Origin of the sequence: Streptomyces sp. IMTB 2501 (assembly GCF_001953885.1) — a bacterium.
In the GTDB taxonomy this organism is placed as follows: domain Bacteria; phylum Actinomycetota; class Actinomycetes; order Streptomycetales; family Streptomycetaceae; genus Streptomyces.
Window position 1 is genome coordinate 1 of the sequence record NZ_MQUS01000040.1, and the last position, 26,919, is coordinate 26,919.

At 66.7% G+C, this 26,919-nt stretch carries 23 protein-coding genes and 3 pseudogenes; 8 read left to right on the plus strand and 18 right to left on the minus strand.

Annotated features, from left to right (window positions below; all coding sequences use genetic code 11):
* Positions 1-802: 802 nt before the first annotated feature.
* From AV521_RS40775 to AV521_RS40845, 16 genes and pseudogenes are all read right to left on the minus strand, one after another.
* Complete coding sequence (locus AV521_RS40775) at positions 803-4,585, minus strand: serine protease (protein WP_076096373.1); 3,783 nt, start codon at positions 4,583-4,585, stop codon at positions 803-805.
* Positions 4,582-4,890 carry a trypco2 family protein gene (locus AV521_RS40780; RefSeq protein ID WP_076096451.1) on the minus strand — a complete coding sequence of 103 codons (309 nt, stop codon included), beginning with the start codon at positions 4,888-4,890 and terminating at the stop codon, positions 4,582-4,584. The genes AV521_RS40775 and AV521_RS40780 overlap by 4 nt, the downstream gene beginning before the upstream one ends.
* 713 nt (positions 4,891-5,603) lie before the next feature.
* The gene (locus AV521_RS49810) at positions 5,604-6,134 is read right to left on the minus strand and encodes a hypothetical protein (protein ID WP_076096375.1); all 531 of its coding nucleotides are present in this window, start codon (positions 6,132-6,134) and stop codon (positions 5,604-5,606) included.
* A gap of 5 nt (positions 6,135-6,139) precedes the next feature.
* Positions 6,140-6,364 carry a hypothetical protein gene (locus tag AV521_RS40790; RefSeq protein ID WP_076096377.1) on the minus strand — a complete coding sequence of 75 codons (225 nt, stop codon included), beginning with the start codon at positions 6,362-6,364 and terminating at the stop codon, positions 6,140-6,142.
* Between the two features lie 800 nt (positions 6,365-7,164).
* A complete protein-coding gene (locus tag AV521_RS51805; RefSeq protein ID WP_256725909.1) occupies positions 7,165-7,614 on the minus strand; it encodes a site-specific integrase in 450 nt (149 codons plus the stop codon).
* A gap of 306 nt (positions 7,615-7,920) precedes the next feature.
* The gene (locus AV521_RS40795) at positions 7,921-9,570 is read right to left on the minus strand and encodes a hypothetical protein (RefSeq protein ID WP_256725910.1); all 1,650 of its coding nucleotides are present in this window, start codon (positions 9,568-9,570) and stop codon (positions 7,921-7,923) included.
* Entirely contained in the window at positions 9,567-9,914 is a 348-nt protein-coding gene (locus tag AV521_RS40800; protein WP_076096379.1) for a helix-turn-helix transcriptional regulator, read from the minus strand. The genes AV521_RS40795 and AV521_RS40800 overlap by 4 nt, the downstream gene beginning before the upstream one ends.
* 345 nt (positions 9,915-10,259) lie before the next feature.
* The gene (locus AV521_RS40805) at positions 10,260-11,366 is read right to left on the minus strand and encodes a serine/threonine-protein kinase (RefSeq protein WP_371917107.1); all 1,107 of its coding nucleotides are present in this window, start codon (positions 11,364-11,366) and stop codon (positions 10,260-10,262) included.
* 159 nt (positions 11,367-11,525) lie between these two features.
* Positions 11,526-11,999, minus strand: a complete 474-nt coding sequence (locus AV521_RS40810; RefSeq protein WP_218639405.1) for a DUF6262 family protein — start codon at positions 11,997-11,999, stop codon at positions 11,526-11,528.
* On the minus strand, positions 11,989-14,241 hold the full coding sequence (locus AV521_RS40815) for a site-specific integrase (RefSeq protein ID WP_256725911.1): 2,253 nt from the start codon (positions 14,239-14,241) through the stop codon (positions 11,989-11,991). The genes AV521_RS40810 and AV521_RS40815 overlap by 11 nt, the downstream gene beginning before the upstream one ends.
* A complete protein-coding gene (locus AV521_RS40820) occupies positions 14,238-15,347 on the minus strand; it encodes a tyrosine-type recombinase/integrase (RefSeq protein ID WP_076096381.1) in 1,110 nt (369 codons plus the stop codon). Before AV521_RS40820 ends, AV521_RS40815 begins: the two co-directional genes overlap by 4 nt.
* A pseudogene (locus AV521_RS40825) lies at positions 15,307-15,945 on the minus strand (tyrosine-type recombinase/integrase); the annotation flags it as partial. The pseudogene AV521_RS40825 and the gene AV521_RS40820, both read right to left, overlap by 41 nt.
* Positions 15,946-16,047: 102 nt before the next feature.
* Positions 16,048-16,809 carry an IS21-like element helper ATPase IstB gene (gene istB / locus AV521_RS40830; protein WP_280923685.1) on the minus strand — a complete coding sequence of 254 codons (762 nt, stop codon included), beginning with the start codon at positions 16,807-16,809 and terminating at the stop codon, positions 16,048-16,050.
* Positions 16,810-16,814: 5 nt separating this feature from the next.
* On the minus strand, positions 16,815-18,407 hold the full coding sequence (istA, locus tag AV521_RS40835; protein ID WP_076096383.1) for an IS21 family transposase: 1,593 nt from the start codon (positions 18,405-18,407) through the stop codon (positions 16,815-16,817).
* A 273-nt stretch (positions 18,408-18,680) separates the two neighbouring features.
* Positions 18,681-19,112, minus strand: coding sequence for a phage integrase N-terminal SAM-like domain-containing protein (locus AV521_RS40840; RefSeq protein ID WP_256725913.1), 432 nt, complete (start codon positions 19,110-19,112; stop codon positions 18,681-18,683).
* Positions 19,113-19,264: 152 nt separating this feature from the next.
* Positions 19,265-19,606, minus strand: a complete 342-nt coding sequence (locus tag AV521_RS40845) for a hypothetical protein (protein ID WP_076096385.1) — start codon at positions 19,604-19,606, stop codon at positions 19,265-19,267.
* A 23-nt stretch (positions 19,607-19,629) separates the two neighbouring features.
* Here AV521_RS40845 and AV521_RS40850 point away from each other — a divergent pair.
* From AV521_RS40850 to AV521_RS40865, 4 genes and pseudogenes are all read left to right on the plus strand, one after another.
* Positions 19,630-20,349: pseudogene (locus tag AV521_RS40850) on the plus strand (recombinase family protein); the annotation flags it as partial.
* Positions 20,350-20,410: 61 nt separating this feature from the next.
* Positions 20,411-21,397 (plus strand): transcriptional regulator, encoded by a 987-nt coding sequence (locus AV521_RS40855; RefSeq protein ID WP_256725919.1) that lies wholly within the window; start codon positions 20,411-20,413, stop codon positions 21,395-21,397.
* 74 nt (positions 21,398-21,471) lie between these two features.
* Positions 21,472-21,639, plus strand: a pseudogene (locus AV521_RS40860) (LysR family transcriptional regulator); the annotation flags it as partial.
* A 220-nt stretch (positions 21,640-21,859) separates the two neighbouring features.
* Positions 21,860-22,837 carry an L-threonylcarbamoyladenylate synthase gene (locus AV521_RS40865; RefSeq protein ID WP_076096389.1) on the plus strand — a complete coding sequence of 326 codons (978 nt, stop codon included), beginning with the start codon at positions 21,860-21,862 and terminating at the stop codon, positions 22,835-22,837.
* A gap of 330 nt (positions 22,838-23,167) precedes the next feature.
* On the opposite strand, the gene AV521_RS40870 is transcribed toward AV521_RS40865, so the two are convergent.
* Complete coding sequence (locus AV521_RS40870; protein WP_076096392.1) at positions 23,168-23,809, minus strand: carbonic anhydrase; 642 nt, start codon at positions 23,807-23,809, stop codon at positions 23,168-23,170.
* A gap of 268 nt (positions 23,810-24,077) precedes the next feature.
* Positions 24,078-24,428 carry a helix-turn-helix domain-containing protein gene (locus tag AV521_RS40875; protein ID WP_076096394.1) on the minus strand — a complete coding sequence of 117 codons (351 nt, stop codon included), beginning with the start codon at positions 24,426-24,428 and terminating at the stop codon, positions 24,078-24,080.
* A gap of 62 nt (positions 24,429-24,490) precedes the next feature.
* Here AV521_RS40875 and AV521_RS40880 point away from each other — a divergent pair, with 62 nt between their 5' ends.
* From AV521_RS40880 to AV521_RS48915, 4 genes are all read left to right on the plus strand, one after another.
* A complete protein-coding gene (locus AV521_RS40880) occupies positions 24,491-25,303 on the plus strand; it encodes an ANTAR domain-containing protein (RefSeq protein ID WP_256725914.1) in 813 nt (270 codons plus the stop codon).
* A 168-nt stretch (positions 25,304-25,471) separates the two neighbouring features.
* The gene (locus AV521_RS40885; protein ID WP_107481155.1) at positions 25,472-26,029 is read left to right on the plus strand and encodes a hypothetical protein; all 558 of its coding nucleotides are present in this window, start codon (positions 25,472-25,474) and stop codon (positions 26,027-26,029) included.
* A 35-nt stretch (positions 26,030-26,064) separates the two neighbouring features.
* Positions 26,065-26,559: a hypothetical protein gene (locus AV521_RS40890; protein ID WP_076096396.1), complete on the plus strand. Its 495-nt coding sequence runs from the start codon at positions 26,065-26,067 to the stop codon at positions 26,557-26,559.
* Positions 26,560-26,657: 98 nt separating this feature from the next.
* Complete coding sequence (locus tag AV521_RS48915) at positions 26,658-26,813, plus strand: DUF6131 family protein (RefSeq protein WP_023544658.1); 156 nt, start codon at positions 26,658-26,660, stop codon at positions 26,811-26,813.
* The last annotated feature ends 106 nt before the right edge of the window (positions 26,814-26,919 follow it).

The window sequence follows — 26,919 nt, forward strand, 5'->3', positions numbered from 1 at the left end:
CAGACATCTCGCCCAACAGCCGGGGAGCCCTGCTCGTTACGCCCGCACAGCCGTCCCCCGATCGGTGGCCAGGCTGAAGAAGCTCACTGAACACTTCACCGGTCTCGTAGTCCAGCGCCCAGGCGGTGGTGGAACGCGCATGGACATCCAGGCCGACCGAAGTACGCTCGGAAAACATCCGGTGCCTCCCGGTAATTGCGGCACTACCCGCCACCGTGCCCACCGGCAGGCAACCCGCGTCAACTTACGCGAGGGGCATCGGTCTTCGACTCCGAGGCGGTCACACCCACCGACGCTTCATACGGTCTAACCATCCGGGGAGTCGCGTCCGGGTTCCCGTGTCGCACGACGCAGGATTCTGCGAACTCGCTCGCTTCCGACCGGGCGGCCCAGAAGGTAAGAAAAGAGGAGCAAGGGCACGAATACGTCGAAGCCAAGCTCATGTCGCTCGGGGCCCCGGCGCCTCGAGCCGGCTGCAACCCGGCCCTCTGGCTACGAGATGCCTTGCACGCGGTCGGCGCCCGGAACGTTCGCCACCGGGGTGCGCACCGCTTCTGCGGACGGTTGTCGCGTGTTGCCGCTTGGGTGGGAGACCCTATCAGGACGGAGGAGCACGTCGCCGATGAACGCCATCCAAGACGTCCTGCCTTCGACGACTTGACCGAGATCCCGACCACTCGGACAAGTGTCAGCAGTGGCGCGGGAAGCGGCACTCTTGGCGCCACCTCAGCGAGCGCTCGATACCCTCGCCAGCACGAAAGAATGGCCTGATCAGACGCCGTTCGCTCCGCGGTATGCAGGTTCAACGCTGGCAGTAACGACCGTGCTGGGCATGCGGTGTGCGGTTGGCCGCTTGAGTGCCCTTCTTGCGGGGGTGAAGCCCAAGCTTTACCGGATTGCGTGATCGCTGAGGTGGCTCGTTCAGGCCGTCTATGCTCTCCAAGTCTTTGTCGATCCGTTCCAGCGTGTCACCGACTTCGACACGGCCCGGCTCATCGGCACCGAGTTGGAGGAGGCAGCTCCTGACATCCTCGACCACATCGCGGGCCTCTTTGAAACGACCCTGACGGGTCAGGGCCTGGACCAAAATGGCCTGTGCCTGGGTCATATCGAACTGGGTTTGCCATGTATGCCTATCAATGCCCTTGTAGATCTTGATCGCATTTATTGCGGCCGTCTCGGCTGGATCGAAGGCCCGACTGGGTCGCTCCGGATAGAAGCGCTCGTCATTGTTTCCCTGGGTCACCAAGATCTCTGCTTTAAGCCGGTAAGCTGCAGCCTGGGAGAGGCGGTTGGCCCGCCTGTCGTCAAGCCGCATACTCTCGTACAGCGTCAGCGCTTGATCGATCCTGTCGCGAGCCTCGTCGAGATCCGCCTCGAGATCCCTGACCTGTTCACTGGGTGCCTCGATCTCAGACGTAAGCACCTGCGGCAGTTGATTTGATTGCCCGCGTGCCCGCCCAAGAAACCCGGCCGCCAAGTGCCTCAGCGCATTAGCGTGATGAGGGCGGACGGCCTCGCGATATTGCTGCTCCAAGGTCTTGTAATGGATATCCACAGCCTCTTCATGCAGTTTGATGCTATCGTTCCACTCCGCTTTGGCTTCATGCTGGGATCCACAGATGGACAAGGCCAGGGCATAGTGGCGCCGCCAACGACCGGGACTCCGACTGAAAAGGTAACTGTACTTCGCACAGGCATCTTTGGCCGTGCTCAAGGCTTCATCCTTGGACCCATTCTTGCCAAGTTGCCAGGCCAAGGCCCGCAGGGCGAACGCTTGTTTACCCTTGATTTCATCTTCTTCGGCTTCGGTGACCTTCGGAAGTCGCTGGGTCACCTTGTACGCACGCGTGGCGGCCTGCAGAGCTTCCCTGTGTCGGCCTATGTCGTTGGCGGCCGTTGCGTACGTGCACAGGCCCTTGGCAAGTCGGAACGCGTCCACTTGCGGTGGGCTCTCTTGGTACAGCTCGTCGAACAGCCGCACGGCATCCCGAGCCTGATCGTGGGCCTCCTCGAAACGACCAACTTCGTCGAGGCGATCGGCAAGATCGCTATGTGCCTCTGCCAGCCCTCGCTTGCGTTCGGGCGATGATGTCGTCTGTGCCAGTGCACGGTGGGCGTACACAGCCTCGTAGGCGATCTCGCATGCTCGGTTCCGGAAACCGGAATTGGCCAGGTACAAGGACCACCGCTGAAGAGCAGTAGCAAGTCCCACCGTTTTTTCATCGGTATGGGGCGCGTCGTCGCGTTGGTAGTAGGCAACTGCATGTTCCGCTATGGCCGTTGCCAGCTCAAGGAGGACGTCCGGACAGGACTCGTCGAGTTCCGTCAGTACCTCAGCAGCGATGGCCTGGGCTTCCCCTTTCTGCAAAATCGTGTTGAGCGCCGCCGCCAGTGAGGCCCCGATGGCCTGGGCAGTTCCGTCCTCATCATTCTTCGCCACCTTCTTCACTAGCCGAAGCAAAGGGGTGGCATGTGCGCGCAGTGTATTCTCGAGAACGCCGCGGGCCTTCTGGATGTGTGAACTCGTCCCTGGGATATCGGCACTCGTACGGTGGTTCTCCCCCTCGCCCTCCGCAGTGACCTGCAGTAGCTGCAACACGTTGAGCACCTGGTGCGACTGGTCTACCGGGCAGTACGGGATTCCCGGGCCGCCCCCTTCGACATCGAGCAGCTGCGAAGCGAGCTCGGGAAAGGCCACGAGCATCCTGGCTCCGACGCGCTCGGCCAGGCGCAGCGGCTGGAGAGGATGTAGGTATCCCTCGCCCGTGAACTGTGTGTGCTGCCACCGGGCGAATGCGCGCCGCCGCCATTCCGGCTCGTCGGTGAGGTCGGGGACAAGCTTCAGTCGGCGGGACGCCTCTGTCTCACCCCTTCCGTCTGTCTCACCCGTTCCATCTGCCGGACCAGCAGCCACGGCCATGCTTGCAATGGCGACGACACGTTCGAGAAGCACGGCGTCGTCGGGCAGCCCAGCAGATCTTGCCGCCTCCTGCCACCTCTGTCGCTCCACATCGATGGCGTAGTCGAGCAGAGCCTCCACCCGTGAGCGCAGTGTCGGAGCGGTGGAAATAGCCGGGCTCTTGTCCATTTTCGCGCGCGCGTCAACTAAAGCCTGAATCAAGATCAGAAGATAGCTCTCAAAATCGCGACTCCCGAAATCCGGCGCAGGGAAGTTGTCCCTGATTCCGGTGGGAACTTCGTCACCTGAGGAAGCGGCCTTTCCCTCCCCCGTCGCATCGCCCTGCGCCTTCTGTTGATACCAGAATTCTTTCTGCTGGTACCAGATTTGGAAGGCCTCGACTGCAGCGTTGTAGACGTCCTTTCGACTGCGCTGGGCCGGCGTGATGAGCGGCGGGGGATCTCCGCTGTCCACAAGAGACTCATGCCGACGCCGAATTGCTTGCCACCAGGGGCCCCCACTGTGTCCCACTGCGAGGATCCGCAGCCTATGTGGGCGATCGGATTGCCTATCTACTTCGGCAAGGAGAGCCTCTAGTTGGCCTACATGAGCGTCGGCGTCGTCGACGACCAACAGACGCTTCTCGTCCAAAGCGCACACCTGGCGGAAGTCAACACGTAGCGGGTCGACGATGCCAGCAACCCAGCCTTCGGCGCCCATGACGCGGCACACTTCGCGGGCTAGGCGAGTCTTGCCGACGGCGCCACCCCCCGACAGCAATCGCATGCGGATCTTTCCGGGCTGTCGACACCACTCGGTCAACTGATCCCGTTCACGCTTGCGTTCATCACCGCAGAAGGGCACGACGTCGTATCGGGCCTGCAGGAGATCGGCCTCCGACCACTGGCCTGGGGGAGGGAGAGGACTGTAGGGCGGCTTGAGCACCCCGTGTCCAGCCCATACCGGATCGGTCAGAGCTTCGTCGGTTCGCCGAACCTGGTATTGACGCAAGCACGCCTTCGCATCCTCATAGCCGCGCTCACCGAAGATCCACTCAACCGGAACGGCCTGGAGCCGCCCCTCAACCGACGGGCGATCCTCCGTGATCACGCCGAGCAAGTGGTCACCGCTGAACAGAGCCGCACCCGACATGCCGCCCCACAGCGACGCGGCCACGCTTCTCACTGGAGTCCCAGTACTGATCTGAAAATGCAAGCGCTCTGTTGGTGTTTCGGCATCGTGGGCGGTTCGACTGCCGGTCCGGGGAAGTACAAATCCCCGGGCGTCTTCGACGTTCATGTATTGCTGGGTGTCCACCATTGACGTAGGAAAGCCGAGTGCCTGCGCCGGAACCTTGTCCTCGCCCACGAGTCGACCCAATCGAACCTCGCCGCGCCCCTTTCCACACAGGGCCAGCGGATCAAAGGCGGTCCCTTCATGAATGAGTAGTGCAAAGTCGAGAGCTTCCGGGCCGCTCTTCACTGCAACCTTAAAGGTGGAACTCTCCGCCAGGTCGTATCGTCCGTGCTTGTCGCGGCTGAACCTGAGTACCTCTGCCTCGGAACCTTCAGACTCCACGCAATGCCCGGCAGTTAGCACCAAGGTGGGCGCAAGAAGGTAGCCCGAACCGCGAGCGTTATCCAGCAAAACCGATACCAGACGCTCAGCGTCCGCGCCGATCATTTTGCGCGCTGACCCTTGACGAGGGTACCGGGAGGAACATCGAGATTGAGCTTGATGCGCTGCGTGGTTGCCTTGCTTCGATCCATTCCGCCAGTGGCCTCGATAACCCAAAACCTGACGCCACCTTTGCCTCCACCTTCGATCGTCACCTGGACCGTGGCCTCAAGCTCGACACCAGACACGCCAAAGCGCAACTCTTCCTCTGCACTTTCCTGCTGCGCGGTCTCTAGTTCCGTACGAAGCGCTGAGATCATCTGGTGTAGCTGCAGTCCGTTCCGCTGCTCGCCGTCACGTTCGTTTGTCATCGCGGGCTCCAATTGATGGCGTTCCGAGCGCTTCCGACCACGCATCGTTCTACGCATTCACCGAGTAACAGGGCAAAGCCCTCTCGGGCAAAGGCCGCATGGGTCTGTGCTAGATCTCGTCATGAGGTAGATCCGCGCAACCGGCGACTGGGTCTTCCGCAGCCATGCACGGTCCAGCGATAGAGGCACGCCATACTTCACGCGACGGTTGGGCCTGCGGAAATGTTCTACTTCCCAGTCTTCACTCCTGACCGGGCACTGCAACTCGATCACGCGGTGTGTCGGTGCATTCAGTGCCGACGCAACGGGACTGCGGGCAGGACATGAGCGCTGCACCCCCGGTCCGTAGATCCGGTCTACGATGACCTGTGCCTTGCGCAGCAACGCTGCGAGGAGGATCTGCGGGCCATACGCAAGGATGGCCCGCAGCCGGAGTCCACCGAGAGCCGTCTGGATGCCCCTCGACGATGCGGGTGATGAGGGTGCATTCACCCCGACTCCGATAGTTTGTGCGTCTTGGCTATCAGGTCGTCGTAGTTGGGTCGGAGTTTGACAGCGTGACCTGCGTGGCCATCGAGGAGTGCTGACCTGCTCAGCACCCTGAAGAACCTTATGCTGCTGACCGACCAGTTCTGGGACCGCGGTCCGGACGGCAGAGCGTCGCGCGGAGAACGGGCGTCGGTGCCGCCGCTCGGCGTTGGTGGGTGCCGTTCCTAGCGGTGCGACTCGCGTCGGCTGGCGAGGTCCGGAACCCCCTCGCGTGCGGCCAGTTGCTGTTCCAGGGCCGCGTTGGTCTCCTTGAGACGATGGTTCTCGATCTCCAGTACCTGGACGACCCGAGCCAGGAGCTGAGCCTGGGAGCGCAGGTCGTCGCGCTCGGCGCGGACGCGCGCCAAGTCCTCCTGCTGCTTGCGGCTGCGGGCCCGCGTGGCCTCGGAGACTGGCTCGGGGCTGTGACCGCGGGCCTTGACGAGGGCGTAGAACAGGTCCTTGAGGCCGATGTGCTTGTGGGTGAGCTTGTTGCGTCGCAGCCGGGCCTCGACGGCGAGGGAGACGATAGTCAGCTTGCCGTCGGAGTGCAGCGGGGTGCCGATCAGCAGGCGCACCATTGCGTCGGTGATGGCCCGGACCTCCACGGCGTCCTCAGGCCCGCTGTCAGCGGATGCGTGGGCGAGGGCCTCGCCAACGATCCGGGCGAGGTCTGCCACGCGGTGCGTGCTGGCGTCGCTGGCTGGGTCGGTCATCGCGGTTACTGGGGGTCGGGAGCGGCCGGGGGCTGCGCTTCGTGGCGGCGGATGATCTCGGTGAGGTGCGTCTTGCGCTGCTGTTCGCGGGCCGCGATGGGGTAGGGATCGAGACCGGCTTCGGCGTCGGCGTCGATCCGGGCGACCTCGCGGCGCAGGACGGCGATCTGGCTGTCGGTGCGGCTGATGTTCGCGCACGCCGGATGGCAGCGGGAGTGGTCGGGCGTCACGCGGGTGGCGTCGCGCCCGCGGCCGCGATCTGGGTTGCATAGGGCGGTGAACGCGTCGTGGTTGCAGGTCAGGAAGGCCGTCGGGTCTTCGTAGACCTGGAGGCGGGGGTTGGCGACAAGTGCCCGCAGTTCCCGCTTGCCGAGGTAGGTCCCGGCGTAGCGGCTGGAGAACTCGGCGGCCGCGGCGCGGTAGCGGTCGGGCCGCTGACCTTCTCGCTGGCGGCGATGCGCTCGCTGGCATCGGTGAGAGTCTCGGCCAGGGCCATGCCCTTCTCCTGATCCAGGACTTCGAGCATGTCGGCCTTGGAGCGGCCTAACGGTGGAGTCGGGTATTGGAACTGCCCGAATGGGTCCTTCGTTCCGAGGACTGGCGCTACGATCTGACTAAGTGTGAGGGGAGTATTCCCTCGCGGCGGTGTCGTCATCACGGGTCCGAGCAGCGACCCCGGTGCCGTCGGTCAGCTCTCGTAGCTGGCGGAAGAGACCTCCAGCCGACCAGTCATGTCCTGGTTCGGGTGGAGGTGGAGAAGCTCCCACTTGGATGAGAGCTCCAGACCTTTCAGTCGGACGAGGCTGAAGGGGTTTCCTGTGAGCGTCCTTTCCGGCATCGATCCACTCGTGTTCGTCGTTGGCGTTGTGGTTGTTCCTGTCTGCAGACTGGTCGGGCTCTTGATCGCCCTGCGGGGCACGGATCCTGGCGACCGCCCAGCGATCATTCGTGCGTTGGCGGAACTCTTCCGAGTTACGCGGTCAAGGCGTCGGTGAGCTTCCTTCATGGTCAATGTGGATGGCTGCCCCCATCAGGTGCTCCGCTGGCTGACGTCAGCGGCGTAGGCCGCCCAGTCTCCAGCGGATGCCTGCTGCCACTGGACGGCGACTTTGATGTGGACACCGAGCATCCGGGCGAGGATCGCGGCGGGGAGTTCGGCCGCGAGAGTGAACAGTGCGGTGGAGCGATCCTGCTTGGGTCGGATCCCGATCTTGTGGAGACGGATGCCGATCTGGTCGTCGCCGAGGGGGCGTCCCGGCTGACCTCCGGGGAAAAGCCACGGGGCGTCCTCCGGGGTGCCGATCTTGGCCTTGCCGCAGCGGGTCGCGACGAGCTCGCGGACCAGGTTGGCCAGCGGCGCGGGCAGGACGACCGGCGAGGTACCGAACGTGATGGAGACGGTGTCGCCGTGGAAGTGGACGTCATCCACGGTGAGTTGGCTGATGGTGGCGATCTTCTGTGCGTAGAGGATCAGCAGCAATCCCGCGACGCGGTCCGGGGTCGGCAGCGTGTCGTCGTTGAGGAGGCGGCGGGCGTCGGCCCAGCGTTTCTCGCTGTCGATGGTGCTGAGCCGGGCCTGTCCAGCGGACGGTGCCGTAGGTCAGACCGTGGGCATGCCGGTGCTGTACCGACCAGCGGACGAAGTGGCCGGTCTCGTCGCGGTAGCTGGCCGTGGAGTCGGCCATCCAGCGTTCCAGGTCCGTCTGGGTGCAGGTCCTCAGTGTGAGCCCTTCGCCACCGAGCCAGTCGAGGAAGTTGTTTGCCGCGGTGACGTGGCAGCGCACGTTCAGGTCCTGGAGCCGGGTGGTGTGGTCATCGCCGAGGCGGCGTCGGAGCCGGCGCAGGTGGTGCCAGACCGCGTAACCGTGCAGGACCCGGCGCTCGGCGAGGTCGGTGCGGGCCTGGACGGTCGTGGTGATCCATTTCTCCAGAGCGACGAGCCGCTCATCGCGCGGTGGCAGGGAGCCGGACGCGACCAGGACACTGCGCAGGTGGGCCAACACCTTGCCTGGGGGCAGTTCGTCGAGGACCTCGTGGGGACGGGCCGCTCGTCGCGGCCTATGCGCTCCAGGAGGTCTCGGGCTTTCGAGCGGGCGATCCAGGCGAAGGCGACGTCCGGTCGCTCGGCACTCGTCAACGCCTCATGAAACGGGGCGAGTTCAGGGCGGATGGCCCCGTCCGCGCCGCCGAGGAGGTCACATACTTGCTGGTCGAGGACGCATCGCTGGCAGGGGCGGGTGCTGAGCTGCCAGGTGGTGGTGCAGACCGGGCAGCGGCCCCAGAAGTCCGGGTCGGGGTTGGTGCACTTCGCGCACAACGGCTCCTCCCAGGTTCCGCTGCGGGCCTGGGCGAAGGTGCCGCAGCTGCTGCAGGCCACCCATCGCTGCTGGCAGCGGTCGCACCAGGGCTGGCCGGTGGCCCGGGACATGTCGCAGAGCGCCGTCCGCCCGCAGATGCCGCACTCCGCGGTAATCCTCGGCCGGCAGTTCTGGCAGCGTGGGCCATCAGGCAGCCGGTTCGCGACCGGTTTGCGTCGGCCGCAGCCCACGCACTCCTCCAGGTTCTCGGGCTGTCTGATCATGCAGTTCGGACACAGCGGTCGACCCTCGGTGTCGCGTGTGGCGGGTTCGCGCACGGCGCCGCAGCCGAAGCAGGGGACGGCCGCGTGGTGGGCGAAGCAGGCCCGGCATATCCTCTTGCCGTCCAGCAGCTTCGACAGCGCCTTCACTCCGTGGCAGCGCGGACAGGCCGGTCGGACGACCTTGGTCGCCCCGGCCTTGACGAGCTCGTCGACGAACCGCAGGGCGGCCGGGGTGGGGGCTTCGTAACCGGCGCCGGTCAGCAGGTCGGGACGGGCGACGACGGCCCAGGCCAGACGGCGCTGGCCGGCGGGCCGGACGGTGGCTCGCCCGAGCGCGGCCAGGACCTTGTCGTCGTTGAGGGCGGGATCGAGGCTCGTGACGAGTTCGGTGAGTCCCTGGAGCGGATCGCCCTCAGTATCGGGGCAGTTCGCGCAGCGGGGCTCACCGTGACGGTCCCTGCTGACGACACGTCGCTCTTCATGGCATCCCGCGCAGACGGCGGGCTTGTCCAAGCAGCGCGAACAGCCCCAGTACCCACCTTTGCTGCTGCCGACGTAGCCGCATGCGCGGCCGCACTCGCCGCAGCGGGGCGGCGCGACGTTCTGGGCGCCGGCCTCGTTGAGGGCCATCAGCAGTTTCGCGACGCAGTAGGGCGCCGGTGGCTGTCCGGTCCGCAGCAGCGACGGGTCGTCGTGCAGGGCCTGGGCGAGGCTGCGACGGCCGGCTCGTGCGCGTACGACCGTGAGGACGATGTCGCGGACACGCTCGGCAGGCAGGTGCTTTTCGACGTTCCCGATCAGCCGCACGACCAGGCCGACCGGATCCGCGATGACCTCCTCGGCGAGACCTGTCACCGGTCAACTCCGCTGATGCGGGCCCGCCGGGGCCGCAGGTCGCCGACTCCTTCGGAGACCGAAGTCCCGCCTGCAGCGGCCTTCTTCGGCTTCGTCGCGGAGCCGGCCACGGCGATGGGCTCGATGAGGTCGTCCATGGTGCAGTCGAGGATGTCGAGCAGGGCCATGAGGATCTTCAGGCTGAGGCGTTCGGGCCGCTCGACGACGAGCCGGTAGACCTGGCTCGACGACAGGCTGATGCCGCGTTCCTTCAGCGGCGGGATGAGGTCGGTGGTGGAGAACATCCCGCGGTCCGCCATGACCTTGCGCAGGTGCCAGTGGCAGTCGAGCTTGGCGGCCATCATCGGGTCCTTCCTCGTCAGACGCCGGCGAACGCCGGGGCCAGGGCCTTGCTCAAGGCAGTGTTCATGAAGTCGTCGCTGACGTGCGTGTAGATGGCCGTGGAGCTGTCGCACTCGTGACCGACTTGCTGCTGGATTATCTTGAGCTTGTTCGCCCGATAGGCCGTTGACCTGGGTGTTCGCGTCACGGTGGTTGTCCGTGACGTAGCGGGTGAGGGCACTGGGGGTTCTTTCAGTAGGGGCTGATCGATATCGATCTGGGATGGGAGCAGTTCCTTTCGAGGGACCACTGACCTGGAATACGAATGATCACGGACCTCGCGGGTCGCCGATTACCGAGGCATGCCCCTACTCGCAGTAGTGATTCAGGACGTCCGTCAGGTGCCGTGCCCATCTGTCGTACGTCACGTCGTCGGGTGCGGTCAGCGTGCAGTCGTACGGAACGTCGTCGGTGCACTCGATGAACAGCGTGCATTGCAGGCTGGCGTCCTTGAGGGTGTGGCCGATGCTCGCGATTTCGTTCCAGGGGAAGTCGATGCTGATGCCGTTAGGTCCGACCAGCCTGATCTCGACCCCGTAAGCATCGATGACCATGGCACGTTCGTCGTCCTCAGCCTGGAAGAACTCGGCGTCCTCGGAAGGGAGTTCCTGGGCCTTTCCAGGACCGTCCTCGGCGGGCGGTGCCACGAGGGCGGGCGGTGGCACCACGAGGGTGGGCGGGTGTGAGGCGTCCACGACCCCGGTGAATGCGTCGAGTAATTGCTCCGTGGTGGGGCGACGAGCCGGGTCCTTCTCCAGGCAGGCCCCGATGATCCCGCATATGCTCTCCGGGACTGGTGAGAGGTCCGCTTCCGCGTGCACCGAGCGGTACATCAGCATCATCGGTGTGCCCTCGCCGAAGGCGCTGCCGCCCGCCGCGGCCACGAGGACGGCGCCGAGGGCGAACACATCGGCGGCGCCGGTCACTTCCCGGCCCTCCGCCTGTTCGGGCGCGAGATAGCCGGGGGTGCCGAAGGCGTGGCCTGTCATGGTCAGCCGGGTGGACTCGACGGCCCGGGCAATGCCGAAGTCCAGGACCCGTGGACCGTCCGGCGCCATGATGATGTTGCCCGGCTTCAGGTCGCGATGCACGAGCCCGCATCCGTGCACCGCCTGGAGCGCCTCCGCCAGCGCCGCGCCGAGCTGTCGCAACTCCCCCTCGGCCATGTGCTCTTCGGCGGCGATCAAGTGGGCGAGGGTCGGACCTGGCACATACGCCGTGGCCAGCCACGGCGGCTCTCCGTCCGGATCGGCGTCCACCACCTGCGCCGTGTGGAAGCCGCCGACCCTGCGCGCCGCGTCCACCTCGGCCCGGAACCGGGCCCGGAAGGCCGTGTCTGCGGCCAGCTCTGGCCTAGCCACCTTTACCGCCAGCAGACGCCCGCCGCGCGACCGGGCCAGGTAGACCGTGCCCATCCCGCCCGCACCGAGTTCCCGCACCACGGCGTACGATCCGATCCGTTCCAACTAGTTCTCCCCCAAACGCCCTTCACGTCTTCCTTGTATCTACCGTGTCCCGTCCGTACCAGCCCTCGGGTGTCTCTCGTCTCGGGACTGGCCGTGCACATGAAACATTTACCCGGGACCACCACGTCGATGAGGTGAAGACGATGCGAGCGCGTTACCCCACCTGGGATTATCCGCTCCTGCCCGTGGTGGGTTGGTGCGAGTTGTCGCGACGCGTTGTTCACCGAGTGCGCGGGCGAGTTGCTCGCGAAGTTGCTGATTCTCCTCGGTGAGCCGCCGGATGCGGGCGTTGGCGGCTTCGAGGCGCCGCAGCAAGGACGCGTCGGAAGTGCGTTGACGTGCGGGAACCGGTGATCTGGGCTCTCGGCGGTGCGCTGCCCGCAGTTGCTCGATCTCCGTTCGCAGGTCCGGCTGGGCATAAAGCCACGACCGGGACACTCCGGCCCGCTTGGCGACGGTCTCGAAGGTGACCGGCTCGCCCGCGGCATCGAGGGTGCGGAGGGCCTTGATGGCCTTGGCGCGGGTGTACTCGCTGCGACGACGGGCGGCATCGACGATGTGTTGGCTGTTGTCAGCTCGCATCGGCTGTCGCCTCCGACTGCACGGGATCGGACTCCAGGCCGGTGATGATCTTCTCCAGGTTGCCGAGGACTTGGCGGTTCATCTCGACCACACGCGCTTGGCCGCGGGCCTCGGCGGCCGAGAGGATCTGCAGCAGCTGCTGCCGTTGCTCGCGGTGCTGCGGCAGGAACTCGGGGGTGGTGACGAACATCGGGCATGTCAGGCAAGCGTTGGCATGCGGACAGACCTTCTGAACCGGCAAGCCGCAGTAGCCGTTGGGCAGGGCCTGAGTCACGCGGCCGAGCCGCTGCTTGGCCCAGGTGGCCTCAGCCAGCGGGCCTTCGGGATCGATGGTGACGCTCTCGCCCTTGATGTTGACCTTGCGGGCCTTCTCCCAGTGCCGGCGGACCGTGGTGTCGTGCAGCCGGGCATAGTGGGCGGTCATCTCGCCGGAAGCGTGATCGAGAAGGACGCGTACGACTTCCTGCGGGACATCCCGATTGATCAGCCTGGTCCCAAAAGTGTGACGCCATTGATGAGGCGTCAGATGAACGGTCCTGCCGTGTTCGTCACGCACGTCGCACCGCTCCAGCCAGCGATCGAGCTGCCCGCGGTAGGAGTGCGTGGTCAGCGGCCTCGTGCCGTCGGGGTTCATCCGGGGTGCCGGGAACAGCCACCGGCTGCCGCCGGGCCAGCTGTGCAGGACGCGCTGCTGCTGGGCGACGATCTCGTTCTCGACTTCCTCATCGATCGGGACCAGGGCTTCGCGTTTCATCTTCCGGTTGAGGTAGCGCAGGTAGGCGGCGCCGTCGGCGTCCCGGATGATGCAGTCGAAGGGCAGGTTGCAGGCATCGCCGACCCGCAGTCCGCAGCGCATGAGGATCAAGGTCAGCACGCGGCTATCGGGGTTGTGCCAGCGGTCGAGGCTGGCGGGCTGTTCGACCTGGGCCATCACGTGTTCGGCCAGCCCCCGGGGCAGCCTCTTGTCGGGGCGGGGGAAGTCGTCGGGGTAGAAGGTCGCGTTCGCCGGGGGGCTGGGATCCCAGCCGTGGCGGCGCACGGCGTGGAAGAACGCGTTCAGCGAGCCGATGTCCCGGCTGCGGGAATGGGTCGAGCGCGGATCCAGGGCCAGGTCGGCGAGGTAGCGTTCCAGCACGGTCCGGTCCACGCGAGCGAGCGTGTCGGCGGCGAGGTGGGGATCGGCCAGGAAGCCGGAGAAGCGGTTGAGGGCCAGGATGTCGATGACGGCCTGGTTGGCGCTGCGGCCGATGCTCAGCCGCCAGCGCACGAACCTCTTGGCCGGCTCACGCAGCCACGGCTGGGTGATGCGGTCGAACCGCAGCCGGGCCCGGGTGCCCTCGACGCCGAGTCGGCGCAGTTCCCACACGTCACGAGGGAACTCGCTCTCCCAGCCGCTGCCGTGGACGAGGTCTTCCAGATGCGTGTACGCATAGCGCAGGAAGGCCAGTTGCCCGTTCTGGCTGTGGCTGGCACCTCGCATCGCCGCGTAGTACTCGCTCCACCGCTCCATCGACCACTCCAACAGCGACGCGGTGCCGCTGGCGGCGGCCAGCCGGATCACCGGAGCGACTGCCGAGCTGTGGGTGTTGACCTGCCGCTCGTCGTGACGGTGCTGAAGGGCGTACTGCAGCTCCAGCCGCAGCTGCCGTTGTCCGTCCAACGGCCGGAAGTCGAACCGGTCGTCGCCGGCTGCCTCACAGCGGCGCACGAACTCCTCGATCTCGGGACGGTTGACGGCCTGCCAGCGGGATTTGTGGTTGTGGCAGAACGGCGACCTCCCCTGAGCCCACAGGCTGCAGAACGACAGCCGGCAGACCCGGCGGCCGTCGTCTTCGATCACCGGCAGGCCCGCGGTCCAGGTCTCCTTGTCGGGCATGCCCGCCCGCTCCCAGAAGCCGTGGTGGCTCACACACAAGCCCTGGCGAGCTGCCCCGAAGCGGCAGCCGACGATGGCGCAGGCCGTCAGTTCGGCCCGTCCGACCGGGCCGGCTCCGGGATCGGCGATGAACGCTTCAACATCCGGTTTCCCGCGGCGCTGCCAGCGGTAGTAGTGGCCGCGGCAGAGCTGGCGGGTGCGGGGCTGGCGCGGGCAGCCGGGAACCCGGCATGCCCCCAGACCGAAGATCAGGTCCCCGGGTTCGGGGATGAACACATCCACCCGGAACTCCGGCCGAACGGCAGCCATCAGCTTGCCCAGCAGCCCGGCGCCGGGGGCCGGAACGGGCGACTGCGACTCGCTCACCAGCGCACCTCCCGGCCGGTCAGGAATCCCGCGGCCTCCAGAGCACGGCGGGCGTCCTCCACGGACAAGTGGCCGTAGATGTCGTGCGTGGTGGCGATCGAGGAATGTCCAAGCAAAGTGCTGACCACTTCGATCGGCACCCCCTGCCGCAGAAGCAAGGTCGCTCGGGTATGCCGGAGCCAGTGGGGATCGAAGTCGAAGCCGGTGTCGCGACGTAGCCGCAGGACGAGATCGTAGACGGATGCGTAGGTCAGTGGGCGCCCGTAGGAGCCACCCCACAGGTTGACGAACATGTAGTCGCTGTCGAGGTCGCCGTACTCGCCGTGGAGGTAGTCGGCATAGAGCCGTACGATCTCGGGACCGACGGGAACGGTGCGGGGCGAGGCGGACTTGGCCCTCGCCCGGTTGTCATTGACGCGCGGGGTGACGGTCAACTCGCCCTCTGCCGCCGCCAGATCCTCATGCCGCAGCCCCAGGGCCTCACCGATCCGGACACCGGTCTCCCACAACAGCGCGAACAAGAATCGGTCCCGCAGGCGAGTACAGGTGTCCAGGATCGCCTGGGCCTGGGCGGCGGTCAGGATCGTCGGATGCGTGCGGGGTGTCTTCAGCTTGATCGTGCGATGCCGCTCTGGCTGGCCGCCGGCCAGGTGATACAAGAATGGCTTCCAGCCCGTGCGGCGGGCGCGGACCGGCTGCAGCTCGGTGACGAGATCGCCGAGGTCCACACCGTGTCGTGCATGGAAGACGTACAGACCGCTGACCGCGGACAGCTTCCGGTTGACCGTGGTCACCCCGCAGTGATGCTCCGCCGAGGGCAGCAACGTCACACCACCGTTCCGGCCCGCGGGCGGCAGCCGGAGCCAGGCGACGAACTCGCCCAAGTCCTCCAGCCTGACCTCACGCCAGTCCAGACCGCGCCGGTCGAGAAAGACGAACCAGTCCTTCAGATCATGGGCGTATGCCTTGATCGTGTTCGGCGACCGCTCGATGTCGGTCAGGTAGGCGAGGTAGCGCTCGATCGGCTCGACTGTCCCGCCCTCGTCGCCGAGGACCGTCCATGACTCAAGCGACGAGTCGGGCATCAGCACCCGTTGCACCAGCATCAAACCTCCCGGGGAACTGCCTGGTGGACGGCGGTAGATAACCACCTCCACCACACAGATCTCCGCCCGCCTCGGGCTCGTGCTGCACGTCATGGACACACTGCTGAGGACTCAAGAGAAGCAGGATAAATCGCCCATCTACTCCGTCTTCGGTCAAATGTGTGACGTATGAATGGCGGATTGAGTGCGGAACTAAGTCTTTTGGGAGTTTTAGGGCGTCGCGGTATGCCTCGAACCGGTCGTTGATGGAGCCGGGCTGGAGGCGTCCGCCGCGTTCGGTGATCCAGAGCGCCGGGTGGTCGGGGAACCCGAAGCGCGGCCGGGCGTTCTCGACGTAGTCCGCGACCGCCTCGACGGCCCAGTCCATAACCGACAGCACGTTCCGACGCCGTGGCGGCTGGCCCTTCTTCGCCTTGCCGTAACGGACGTTGAGTGTGCCGTACCGGCCGAACTGGCGAGCCTTCGGGTTCCGCCCGAAGTCGACCACGTCCAGCTTGGACGTCTCGGTCCGGCGAAGACCCCATCCGTAGATGACCTTGAAGAGGGTCGCGTCACGGTAGGCGGCGAGGGCTCCCTTGCGTTTGGACTTCACCGCGCGTGCGACCTGGTCGTCGGCGTAGTCGAGGAACCGCTGTCAACGTCGGCGATATTCCCCAGGGGGCCTGTCGGCGCAATGGGACACCCCTGGGGTGTCGGTGAGTCAGCTGGTCGGGGGCTTGGGGGTGCCGTTGGGGCCCTTCGGTCGCTTGTTGGGACGGTAGCTTGGGCCGTTCATGATGACTTGGTGGCTGGCGTTGATCAGCCGGTCGAGGAGTGACTCGGCGACGACGGGGTTCGGGAAGAGCGGATACCAGTCGCTGGGCGCCCTGTTGCTCGTGATGATCAGAGAACGTCCCTGCCGCTCGGAGACCAACTCGTAGAGATCGTCGGCCTGCGAGGCGTTCATCTGCCGCATGGCGAAGTCATCGAGGATGAGCAGGTCGGGGCGGATGAGGTCGCGCATGCGCTTGTCCCAGGTGCGATCCGCGTGGCCGCCGGCGAGCTCGGCCAGGACCCGGCTGGTCTTGGAGAAACGGACGTTGGCGCCCTGTCGGACGGCCTGGTGACCGAGGGCCTGGGCGACGTGTGTCTTTCCGACCCCGACGGGCCCGAACAAAATGACGGACTCACCGGAGTGGAGCCATCGCAGGGCCGCCAGGTCGCGGATCTGGGCCGCGGGTAGCTTCGGGGAGGCGTTGAAGTCGAAGCCCTCCAAGGTGGCCTGCTGCTCGAACTTCGCCCGCCGCAGGCGCCGTTCGAGCGCGACGGATTCACGGCGGGTGATCTCGTCCTGGCAGAGAACCTGCAGGAAATCGAGGTGCCCGAGCTCGCCGCCCTGGGCCTGGGTGAGGCGGGCGTCGAGTGTCTCGAGCATCCCGGACAGCCGCAGGATCTTGAGCGAGTCACGCAGAGCGGTGGTCATCACGCTCACCGGGCGACCTCCTCGACGTCGTCGTTCCCCTGGTCGTCGCGGACGTCATCGGGAATCTGCAGGGGGATGTCGGTGGCGAACAGGCCCTCGGGGCCGTGTAGGAAGGCCGAGGCGCCACCGTCTCCGGTCTCGGGTTCCGGGTCGGTCTCGGTGCCGGCGACAAGGATGCCCTTGACGGTGCGATAGGATGGGTCGCCGACCGTGATCGCCTTGCGGCAGGCGGCTTCGAGCCTGATGTCGCCGTACTTCTTGCGCAGCCCGAGCACCCCCTGGGCTGCCCGGAGCCGGTAGAGGGCGTTGACCTCCAGGAGCTGGTCGATCACCTCCCGGCAGGCATCCCCGACCTGGGATGCCTGACCGCGACACCAGATCGGCGTGCGCATCTGAAAGGCGATCTTCTCCGGCGGGTAGTCCGTCTTGTCGGTGCGTTTGCCCTGCTCAAGTGCCGCGTGCGTCTTGACCAGTTCACCCTCGTGGAAGACCTGCACCATGGTGGCGGTGGAGCGGACATCGACGCGGCGGCCGATCAGCTTCCAGGGCACCGAGTAGAGGGTCCGGCCGACCTTGATGTGGATGTCCGGGCCGACCGTCGCCTTCGACCACCGCGCCAGCACGAACGGCGCCTCGGGCAACGGCAGCAGCACCGGCGCCTCGATGGACTCGAACACCGCCAAGGGAGCCGCCCCGCCCAGCGGACGGCACTGCCGCTGACCTGCGACATTACGGGACCAGAGCAGGGCCTCGGCCTGCATGTGCTCCAGCGAGGTGAACGTCCGCCCGCGCCAGTAGGAGTCGCGGACGTAGGGCATGGGCCGCTCCACTCTGGGCTTGTCCTTCGGCTTCAAAGCCCGGGCCGGATCCACCAACGCCCCATAGTAGGAGGCGAGTTCGGCATACGACTTGTTGATCTTCGGGTCGTAGAGGTCCGGCTTGTCGACCCCGGTCTTGAGGTTGTCCGGCACCAGTCGGCGCGGGAGGCCGAAGTAGCGAAACGCCTCCACGTGGGCTTGTGTCCAGGCGTGCTGGTCCATGTGGGCCACCGGGCGGACGAACATGTGCCGGGAGGCAGGCAGCACCATCACGAACGCCCAAATCCGGTGCCGCCGACCGGTGTTGGGGTTGATCCACTGCCCCAGGAAGCCGTAGTCGATCTGGGCCTCCGAGCCCGGCTCGACGTTCTCCCTCAGCACGGTGACCTTGGCGCGGGCGGCCTCGTCGGGCAGGTTCTCGTGTACCCACCGGCGGAACGAGGTCAGCCCCGCCTGCAGCTTGCGCTCGTCGCGCAGCCGCTGGTGGATCATGGTCACCGTGCAGGTGTTCAGCAGTTCCACCACGTAGTCGCGGTGCTTCTCGATCTCCGGCCAAGTCAGTTGACTCAAGCGCCTGTTGGCCTGCTCGGGGAACCAGCTCTTGATCAGTTTCGCCCAGTCGGGCTCGCTCATCGGCGGGCCGCCCGGCGTGATCCCGGCCGCCTCGGCCGGCGCCAGGTACTTCCTGATCGTCTTGCGGTCCAGCCCCAGCGACGCCGCCAGCTGCGTCTTCGAGCGGCCCGCGTACCAGTGGACGTAGATCTCCACGATGTCCGTCACGGTGAATGTTCTCCTTGCCATCCGGATCGTCCGTCGACCTCCCGGCTCGCTGGTCAAGGGACACCAGCGACTCCGAGACGGCCCGGACCCTCAACCCGGCACCGGCATGCCCCAGGGGATCTCCACCAATTCGCAAGAAGGATCTATCGGTCGAACAAACCACCCGACACGGGGAAAGATCTTCAACCCGAGACCGTGACCGGCATCCCCATCCACGACCGGCGTCCCCCTGGGGAACCGCCGACACCAGGGCGGGGAATTACGGCGACAACATCACGCAGAACATGGGGAATTGATCCGTCGTCGACACCGCTGCAGTTCTTCGCGGGTGAACGGCCTCGCCTCCGGATCGCCCTCGTAATCCTGCAGGTGAGGGAGGGTGTTCCACTCGTGAGCGATGGCCACCGGATAAGCGCCGAAGGCTTCTTCGCATGCCGGGCCCCAGCCGTAGCGGGCGTCGATGAGGAACTCGGTGAACAGCCGAACCGTGCCCTGGTAGCTGCGGATCGTGGAGGGCGCCAGGCGCTTCTCCCTCGTCAGCGAGGCAGACCACTCGTCCATGTGGGCCAGCGTCCACTGCCACGGGTACCCGTTCGCGAAATCGAGGAACCGGCGGATCAGCCGTTCCCTCGGGTCGATCGTCTCGTCCTTCAGACCCCGCGACTCCTGCTGAGCCCGCCAACCCCGCAGCATCGCGTCGAACATCGCGTCCTCCGGACGCAGCTGGACCACACCGGAGACAAGCTCCATGCGAGCCGACCCAGCGAGGGACACCTTCTGCTGATGCATCGCTCCAGACCATCCCTTCTGGAGGGCAGATCATGCATCAAGCGGGATCGCCTCCGCAACATGCCTGATCAGGCTGCTAGTTCGTAGTAGCCTCGGAGACCGTCGAGCCCTCGCCGTGAGCTGGCGACCTGCGCTTTCTCGCCCGTCTGATGCAATTCCCGAGGGTCGGCATAGCCGGCACTGACCAGAGTGCGCATGTGTCCGTACTGGATCGCCAGGGCCACCAGACCACCCGGGCGGCGCGCGATGTGCCGGGCCACGGTCCGCCTGAACCGTTCGGTGCCGATCGCGCCGTGCGGGTCGGCCGGGACGGTCTCATGAGGCCGCTCCAGGCGCTTGGCCTGGGCAGACGCCCAGGTGGCGAACCGCTCGATGCGCGCACTCATCGTCCCGTAGGTGATGGAGGTCACTCCGTGCTCATACCATCGGTCCCATGCGACGGCCCAGGCCCCACGAGCCGACCGTAACCCCAGGTGAGCCAGCGGCTCTCTACTGCCGGATATCCCAGGCGGACGACGACCAGACTGACGTCGATCGGCAGGAACGTATCTGCCGGGAGATCGCCGAGCGCCGGGGCCTCACCATCGCCCTTGCCCACGTCTTCGTCGACAACAGCCGCTCTGCCTGGAGCCGGGGCCGCAAGCGGCCGGGCTGGGACCAGCTCCTCGAACGCGCGCAGCGGCGCGAGTTCTGGCACGTCATCGCGTACCACCCGGACCGGCTGATGCGGCAGCCCAGGGACCTGGAGGAGCTGCTCCAGGTCTCGGACGAGCACCAGATCATGCTGCACGGCGAGGCGAACCGCCGGAATCCGTCCGACCCCGACGACCGCTTCATCCTGCGGATCGAGGTCGCGCATGCCTGCCGCTCGTCCGACGACACCTCGCGGCGGCTGAAGTCTGCCCTGAAGGAGCGCGCCGAGACCGGCCTGCCGCACTCGGGCAAGCGCCGCTTCGGATACGAGGCCGATGGCATGACCATCAGGGAGGACGAGGCCGAGATCGTCCGCGAGGTCTTCGACCGCTACCTCAAGGGCCAGAGCCCGAGTGCGATCGCGCTGGTCCTCCACAAGCGCGGCATCAAGACCGTGTACTGCAAGGAGTGGACGCAGGGCACGGTCCGCGCCCTCCTCGACTCCCGCCATGTCGCCGGCATCCGCATGCACCAGGGCGAGGAGGTCGGCCAGGGCAAGTGGCCCGCGATCATCGACCAGCCTGTTCTCCGTAGCCCTCACCATTCCCGGCTGGCCCGACGTCATCGGGCGAGCCGAAGCGGTCCAGTCCGGCCGCGCGAGCCGAATCGGCATGAACGAAGTGGACATGGTCATCGCCATGACCGAGCGTGTCTCGGAACTGGACGACCAATTCGGCGGTCGCCACGCACGCCCCATGGCCGCCACGTTCATGGTGAACACCGTCGCTTCCTACCTGCGCGCCGACGCCCCCGAGAACGTGCGGAAAGCGATGCTGTCCGCAGCCTCGGACCTGCTCTACCTGACCGGTTACATGGCCGTGGACGAGGGACTGCACGGCCTTGCCCAGCGCTACTACGTCAAGGCACTGGAACTGGCGGGCGCCTCCGAGGACCACCTGACCTACTGCACCACGTTGCGCGGCATGAGCGTCCAAGCGGTGGACCTCCACCACGGGCCGAAAGCGATGGAACTGGCCGACGCGGCTGCCGCAGCCTCCCTCAACGCCGGGCCCCGCATGCGGGCCTTCCTCGCAGGCCAGCAAGCGCACGCGGCCGCGCAGACCGGCGACCGAGCGGGCGCGCTGCGGTACATCCGCGAGGCGGAGGCCGCCATGGACCGCGCCGAGTCACGCGGCAAGGCGTTCGGCTCCTACGACCCGGCTGCACTCAACTACCACATCAGCCAAGTTCGTTATGAACTCGGCGACGTCCCGGGCGCCATCGAGGCCATGCAGGAGTCTGACAAGGTGCGCTACAGCGTCTATCGCCGCGCGCGTGTTCGGCACCGCGCCACCCTGGCTGAGCGCCAACTGGAAATCGGCCACCTGGAAGCTGCCTGCACCACCTGGCACCAGGCGCTCGACGACTACCCCATGGTCCAGTCCGGCCGCGCCGACGACCGGATCAAAACCATGTTCGGTCTACTCCGTCCTCACCTGAAGAACGCCACCGCACGGGACCTCTACGACCGGGCACGAACGGTGGCGCCACCTTCCCTGGTCCTTTGACCGTATGGTTCGCCGCGCCAGCGTGCCTGCGGGCGGTCGAGCCGGATGCGCAGGCGCTCGAGCGGACACGCGGCGAGACCTTCACCCTGGACGAGCTGGGCCGGATCACCCTGTTTCACAAGGGCGACAACCGCACCGTCACCACCGACTCCACCGCCGGCATGTTCGCCGCCGTCCAGGGCGAGGTCCTCACCGACAAGGACGCCCACCTCGCCGCCACCCGTTATGCGGACTGGCTCTCCTGGCATCTCTGCCTCCTGCCTGTTCTGTCCCAGCCGGCAGTCTTTTCGTTGCGCCCGCCGGGTGCGGCGGCTTGAGCCGGATGGGGATCCGGCTGCGGTCTCCCGGTCCTCGGCCAGGCGGAGGGAGGGGCTCTCCGGCCCGAGGAATCAATGGGACCGTGGTTGGTGCTGAGATTGATCACGACCGTTGCCGGTCCTTTGTGCTCCTAGGATTGTGAGGGTGACGGCAAGTACCAGTGACATCGAGAAGGCGGCCGGTGCGCTGAGCGCCGGCGGTCTGGTGGCCCTCCCGACCGAGACCGTCTACGGTCTGGGCGCCAACGCCGAGGACCCCACCGCCGTCGCGCGCATCTTCCAGGTCAAGGGACGTCCGCCCTCCCACCCGCTGATCGTCCACATCGGCGGCGCGGAGCATCTGGACGACTGGGTCCGGGACGTGCCCGCGACGGCGCGCCTGCTGGCCGAGCATTTCTGGCCGGGGCCACTCACGCTGGTTCTGCGGCGCGGCCCCCGCGTGCCTCTCGAGGCGACCGGTGGTCTGGAGACGGTGGCCGTGCGCGTGCCCGACCACCCCGTCGCACTCGCGCTGCTGTCGGCTTTCGGCGGCGGTGTCACGGCCCCGTCCGCCAACCGCTTCGGCATGGTCAGCCCCACGACGGCGGACCATGTCCGTGCGGAGCTCGGCGATGCCGTCGACTTCGTGCTGGACGGCGGCCCCTGCGAGGTCGGCGTCGAGTCGACCATCGTCGACGCCACCGGCGATACCCCGAGCATCCTTCGGCCAGGCGGGGTGACGCGCGAGGACCTCGAAGCGGTGCTGGGGTGCCCGCTCGCGGTTCCCTCGACGAGCCGTGTCCGGGTGCCGGGCCAGCATCCGTCGCACTACGCGCCGCGTGCGCGGGTGGTCCTCGTCGAGCCGGAGAAGGTCGTCGCCGAAGCAGAGCTCGCGCAGGAGCTGGGGCACCAGGTGGGCGTCTTTCTGCCTTCCGCCTTCGCCGACGCTGCGGTGAAGGCGCATGCCGTGGTGGCGGTTCCCGATTCGGTGGCCGCCTATGCGCGCGGGCTGTACGAGTTCCTGCGCGAGCTCGACCGGCGGGGATGCGACCTCATCGTCGTGTCCTTGCCGGTGGAGGAGGGGCTGGGACTAGCGATCGCCAACCGGCTCCGCCGCGCTGCAGGGCCCCGACCCACCGTGTGACCAGCACCGACGCTGTGCCCTTACTGCTCACGGAGACCGGGGCCGGGCGGATTCGTGCGGATTCGGTTGAGCGCCCACCGGTCTGGCAGGCCAGGCACAGCTAGTGCCGCCCCTCGTCGGTGACGACCGTTCCCCATCCCCGGCACACAAGCATCCTGCGGCCCGCGCCAGATCGGCGCGAGGCACGCTGCTGGGCGCGCGGTCGGCTCCGTGGGTCATCGGAGGCCCTTCCACGGATGAGCAGGCGGTGAACCCGATGGGTTCCTCATCCACGTATACGGGAGTCCTCCGACTACGGCAAATCACGCTGAGCAGCCACGGGCGCGGCGGTCAGGACGCGGCGGGGACCGCCGCATCGAGGCCGCGAGAGGCGACGAGCTGTGCGCTGCCGTCGGCCAGGCGGTAGCACAGGCCCACCACGGCGGCCTGGCCGGCGGCGACCTTCTCGGCGAGTACCCGGGAGCGGTCCAGCAGCAGGTCGACGGTGTGCCTTATGTGCTCGGCGAGGATCTCCTCGGGCTCAACCTGTCCGGCGGCCCTCGCTGCCAGCACGCTGGGGGTCACGCGCTCGACGACGTCCCGGATGTATCCGCCCGGTGTCATGCCGTTCTCCAGGGCGGCGCACGCTGCGCCTACCGCGCCGCACGAGTCGTGGCCGAGAACCACGACCAGCGGGCAGCCCAGGACGTCCACGCCGTACTCGATACTGCCCAGCACCTCCGGGCCTGTGACGTGGCCTGCGGTGCGCACCACGAACAGGTCGCCCAGGCCGCGGTCGAAGATGATCTCGGCGGCCAGTCGGGAGTCGGAGCACCCGAACAGCACCGCGAAGGGCTGCTGGGATGGTGCGATCTCGGCACGGCGGGCCGCGTCCTGGTTGGGGTGCTCGGGGGCGTCGGCGACGAAGCGCTGGTTACCGGCCAGCAGCAGCTCGAAGGCGCCGCGGGGCGTCGGTGTGTGGATCTCGGTCATGTCCGCAGCCTATGAGCAGGCACCAGCCGTCGCACGGCCTGCCAACACAGGGCTGTGAATGCCTCCATGCCCGTCGCGTCGGGGATGAGGCCTTCGGGCCAGGGATCTGGCAGCGGCTGCGTGGTCACGGCCTAGGGGGGTGTCCGATGGGTGGGCCCTCGTGCCGTCGCCTACAGGTTCCATCACGGTCTCCTCGTCGGACAACCAACCGGCGGCTCATTCCCTGACCGGCGGGCAGAACTTGTAGGTCGCGGCAGACCGCATCCCCTCACGAATCGGGCCGGGCATGGTCGCTGGCGCCGCGGCGTTCGTCCTCGTCCCTGGCCAGCATCGACAGCAGGCAGGCTACGGTCACGCCCTCCTCGGCCGGGTGGCGCAGCACCTTGTCCGGGTCGATGCTGTACTGATTGGCGCGGCCGTGGCGGGTGTGGGAGAGGTATCCGTCCTGCTCCAGGTCCGCGATGATCTTCTGGACGGCCCGTTCCGTGAGCCGGCATCGCGCCGCGATGTCACGGACCCGCGCGTGGTGGTTGTCGGCGATGCTGGCCAGCACGCGCGCATGATTGGTCAGAAACGTCCACCCCGTGTGCGGCTCGGGCACTCCATGGACTTCTGTCACGACTCCATGTTACGACCACACGTTCACGCACCCAAAAACACGAAGATAAATTCGTGTAGGGGTTGACGTGTCACGTAGAGGCGGCTGAGCCTGGAGAAGAAAACCCCGGAGGACCGGAGGAGGCGAGCATGACGACGCTACCGTCCCCGGACACACCGCTCGCCAGCGACGAAGCCGACCGCACGCCACCGTCCACCGGCGCACTGCCGGTGCAGGCAGGGCCAGCCGGGATCCGCGTGACCGTCACCGTAAGCGGAGAGTTCTGCCTCGACAACTGCCAGAGCCTCCGGCACGCCCTGCGCGATGCAATCATGCGGTCGGCAGAGGGTGTGGACCTGGACCTCAGCGAACTTCACTTCGCGGACTGCTCTGCACTCAACGTGCTGCTGGCCGCCCGCCGCGACGCAGTCGCGGCGGGGAAGACGGTCACCGTCATCACGGCCAGCCCCGCCGTCGAACGACTGCTGACCTATACCGACACCCACAGCCTCTTCTCCCCCGCCCACGAGCATGCTGACCCGCCCGACCGAAAGCCCGGGCCGCCACGCGAAGAAACCGACGACGACCTCCTGCGGACCGAAGTCGTCCAGCTGAGGCGCGCGCTGCGCACCCACCCGGACATCGACCTGGCACGCGGCATCCTCATGGCCTCTTTCGGTCTGAACCCCGACGAGGCGTGGCAGGTACTGGTCACAGCGTCCCAGAACACCAACACGAAACTGCACCGCCTCGCCGAGGACGTCGTCACCACTGTCCAAGGCGCGCCCCTGCCCGGCCCGGTCCGGCAGCAACTCACCGCAGCCGTCGCCAGAACACGCAACACCGGCGGCGGACCGGCATTCGCTGTCAGGGAGGTTTGGGCCGGCGGGATCTGAGCTGCTGGGGTCGGTCTTGATGGTCCGATGCTGAAGCCGGGCTTGCGTTCCGGATCTCATGCGCCGGCGCCTGCCGCAGGGAGGAGGCCCAAAGCCCGACTATGGAGCACCAATTAACACAAATTGGGAACACGGCGGATATCGCCCATCCATGAGGAGGTCGGTCAGATGTCTACCGGCATGCTTTTGGCGATCGTCATTCCCGTCGCAGTGGTCGTCGTGCTGATTGCCGCGGCCCTGGCTCTTTTCCTGCGGCACCGGGCTCTGCGTCAGCGCTTCGGCCCCGAGTACGAACGGACCGTCGACGGCGCCGACAGCAGGCTCGCCGCCGAGCGGGAGCTCAGCGCACGCGAGAAACGGCACGACAAACTCGACATCAAGCCTCTGCCCGATCGTCTCCGCGAGCGCTACTCACGGGACTGGGACCACGTGCAGCACGAGTTCGTGGACCGGCCCGAGGACGCCGTACACGACGCGGACCATCTGGTGACCTCCCTGATGCAGGACCGCGGCTACCCCACCGAAAGCTACGGCCAGCAGCTCAAGGATCTCTCCGTCGAGCACGGCCGCACCCTCGAGCACTACCGAGCCGCTCACGAGATCGACAAACTCAGTGCGAGTCACAAGGCCACCACCGAGCAACTGCGCGGCGCCATGGTGCACTACCGGGCGCTGTTCGACGAACTTCTCTCCGACGGCGGCCAGACCCGCCACGCCCCGGCCTGACCTTCGGGCAGCCGGGACCGAACCACGGAGGAGACATGCAACGCGACGACACACCGCACACTCGTGACAGCGGGCTGTCCACGGAGAACCTCGCCCAGCCCCGCAAGGCCGACGCAGCGTCGAATACCACTCCACCGCCCCCGGTCTACCCGAGCGAGGGCGACGACAGAACGGATGCGGCCCACGACCTCGCCTCCCGCGACGAGGCCACCCCCGCGGCGGACGAGGCGGCGGGCGCACGGACCACAGACGCCGACGAGATGCCGCAACTGCTGACATCGCAGGACGAGGAAGGCTTCCGTAAGGAGTGGGAGAACATCCAGGGTGCCTTCGTTGACGATCCTCGCCAGGCGGTACAGGCCGCGGACAACCTGGTCGCCAAGGTCATGCAGACGCTCGCCGCGATGTTCGACGAGCACAAGAAGAACCTCGAAGAGCACTGGAGCCGAGGCGAGCAGGTCGACACCGAAGTTCTGCGCAGGGCCCTGCGCCACTATCGCTCGTTCTTCAACCGCCTGCTCACCACCTGACAAACACACCCGTGAGGCGAGGCGCAACGGGTCCAGGAAGTGAACCGCATCCCGCCTCACAGCGGCCGGCACACCGGCCGGAGAGAAAGAAGAACGCCGTGATCGCACTTGGCATCATCCTGCTCGTCGTCGGATTCGTCCTGAACATCGGCATCCTGTGGACGATCGGGATCATCCTGCTCCTCATCGGAGTCGTCCTGTTCCTCCTCGGCTCCTTCGGCCACGCGGTCGGCGGCCGACGCCACTACTGGTAGAACACGCCTGTACAACTTCCCTTCCAGCGACACAAGCCTGCCCCCGATACACCGATGCGGTTCGTCAGGACTTCGCATCCTGGGACTGTTCTGCACCGGCCTCCCA

Coding starts and splice junctions, on each gene's coding strand:
- AV521_RS40840 (WP_256725913.1), bottom strand. CDS start 19,112: ATGTTCGACGCGATGCTGCGGGGTTGGCGGGCTCAGCAGGAGTCGCGG.
- AV521_RS40810 (WP_218639405.1), bottom strand. CDS start 11,999: ATGCGAGCTGACAACAGCCAACACATCGTCGATGCCGCCCGTCGTCGC.
- AV521_RS49810 (WP_076096375.1), bottom strand. CDS start 6,134: ATGACCGACCCAGCCAGCGACGCCAGCACGCACCGCGTGGCAGACCTC.
- AV521_RS40800 (WP_076096379.1), bottom strand. CDS start 9,914: ATGATGGCCGCCAAGCTCGACTGCCACTGGCACCTGCGCAAGGTCATG.
- AV521_RS40775 (WP_076096373.1), bottom strand. CDS start 4,585: ATGATCGGCGCGGACGCTGAGCGTCTGGTATCGGTTTTGCTGGATAAC.
- AV521_RS40885 (WP_107481155.1), top strand. CDS start 25,472: ATGTCTACCGGCATGCTTTTGGCGATCGTCATTCCCGTCGCAGTGGTC.
- AV521_RS40870 (WP_076096392.1), bottom strand. CDS start 23,809: ATGACCGAGATCCACACACCGACGCCCCGCGGCGCCTTCGAGCTGCTG.
- AV521_RS40820 (WP_076096381.1), bottom strand. CDS start 15,347: ATGCTGGTGCAACGGGTGCTGATGCCCGACTCGTCGCTTGAGTCATGG.
- AV521_RS40780 (WP_076096451.1), bottom strand. CDS start 4,890: ATGACAAACGAACGTGACGGCGAGCAGCGGAACGGACTGCAGCTACAC.
- AV521_RS40805 (WP_371917107.1), bottom strand. CDS start 11,366: ATGGGCACGGTCTACCTGGCCCGGTCGCGCGGCGGGCGTCTGCTGGCG.
- AV521_RS40890 (WP_076096396.1), top strand. CDS start 26,065: ATGCAACGCGACGACACACCGCACACTCGTGACAGCGGGCTGTCCACG.
- istB (WP_280923685.1), bottom strand. CDS start 16,809: ATGACCACCGCTCTGCGTGACTCGCTCAAGATCCTGCGGCTGTCCGGG.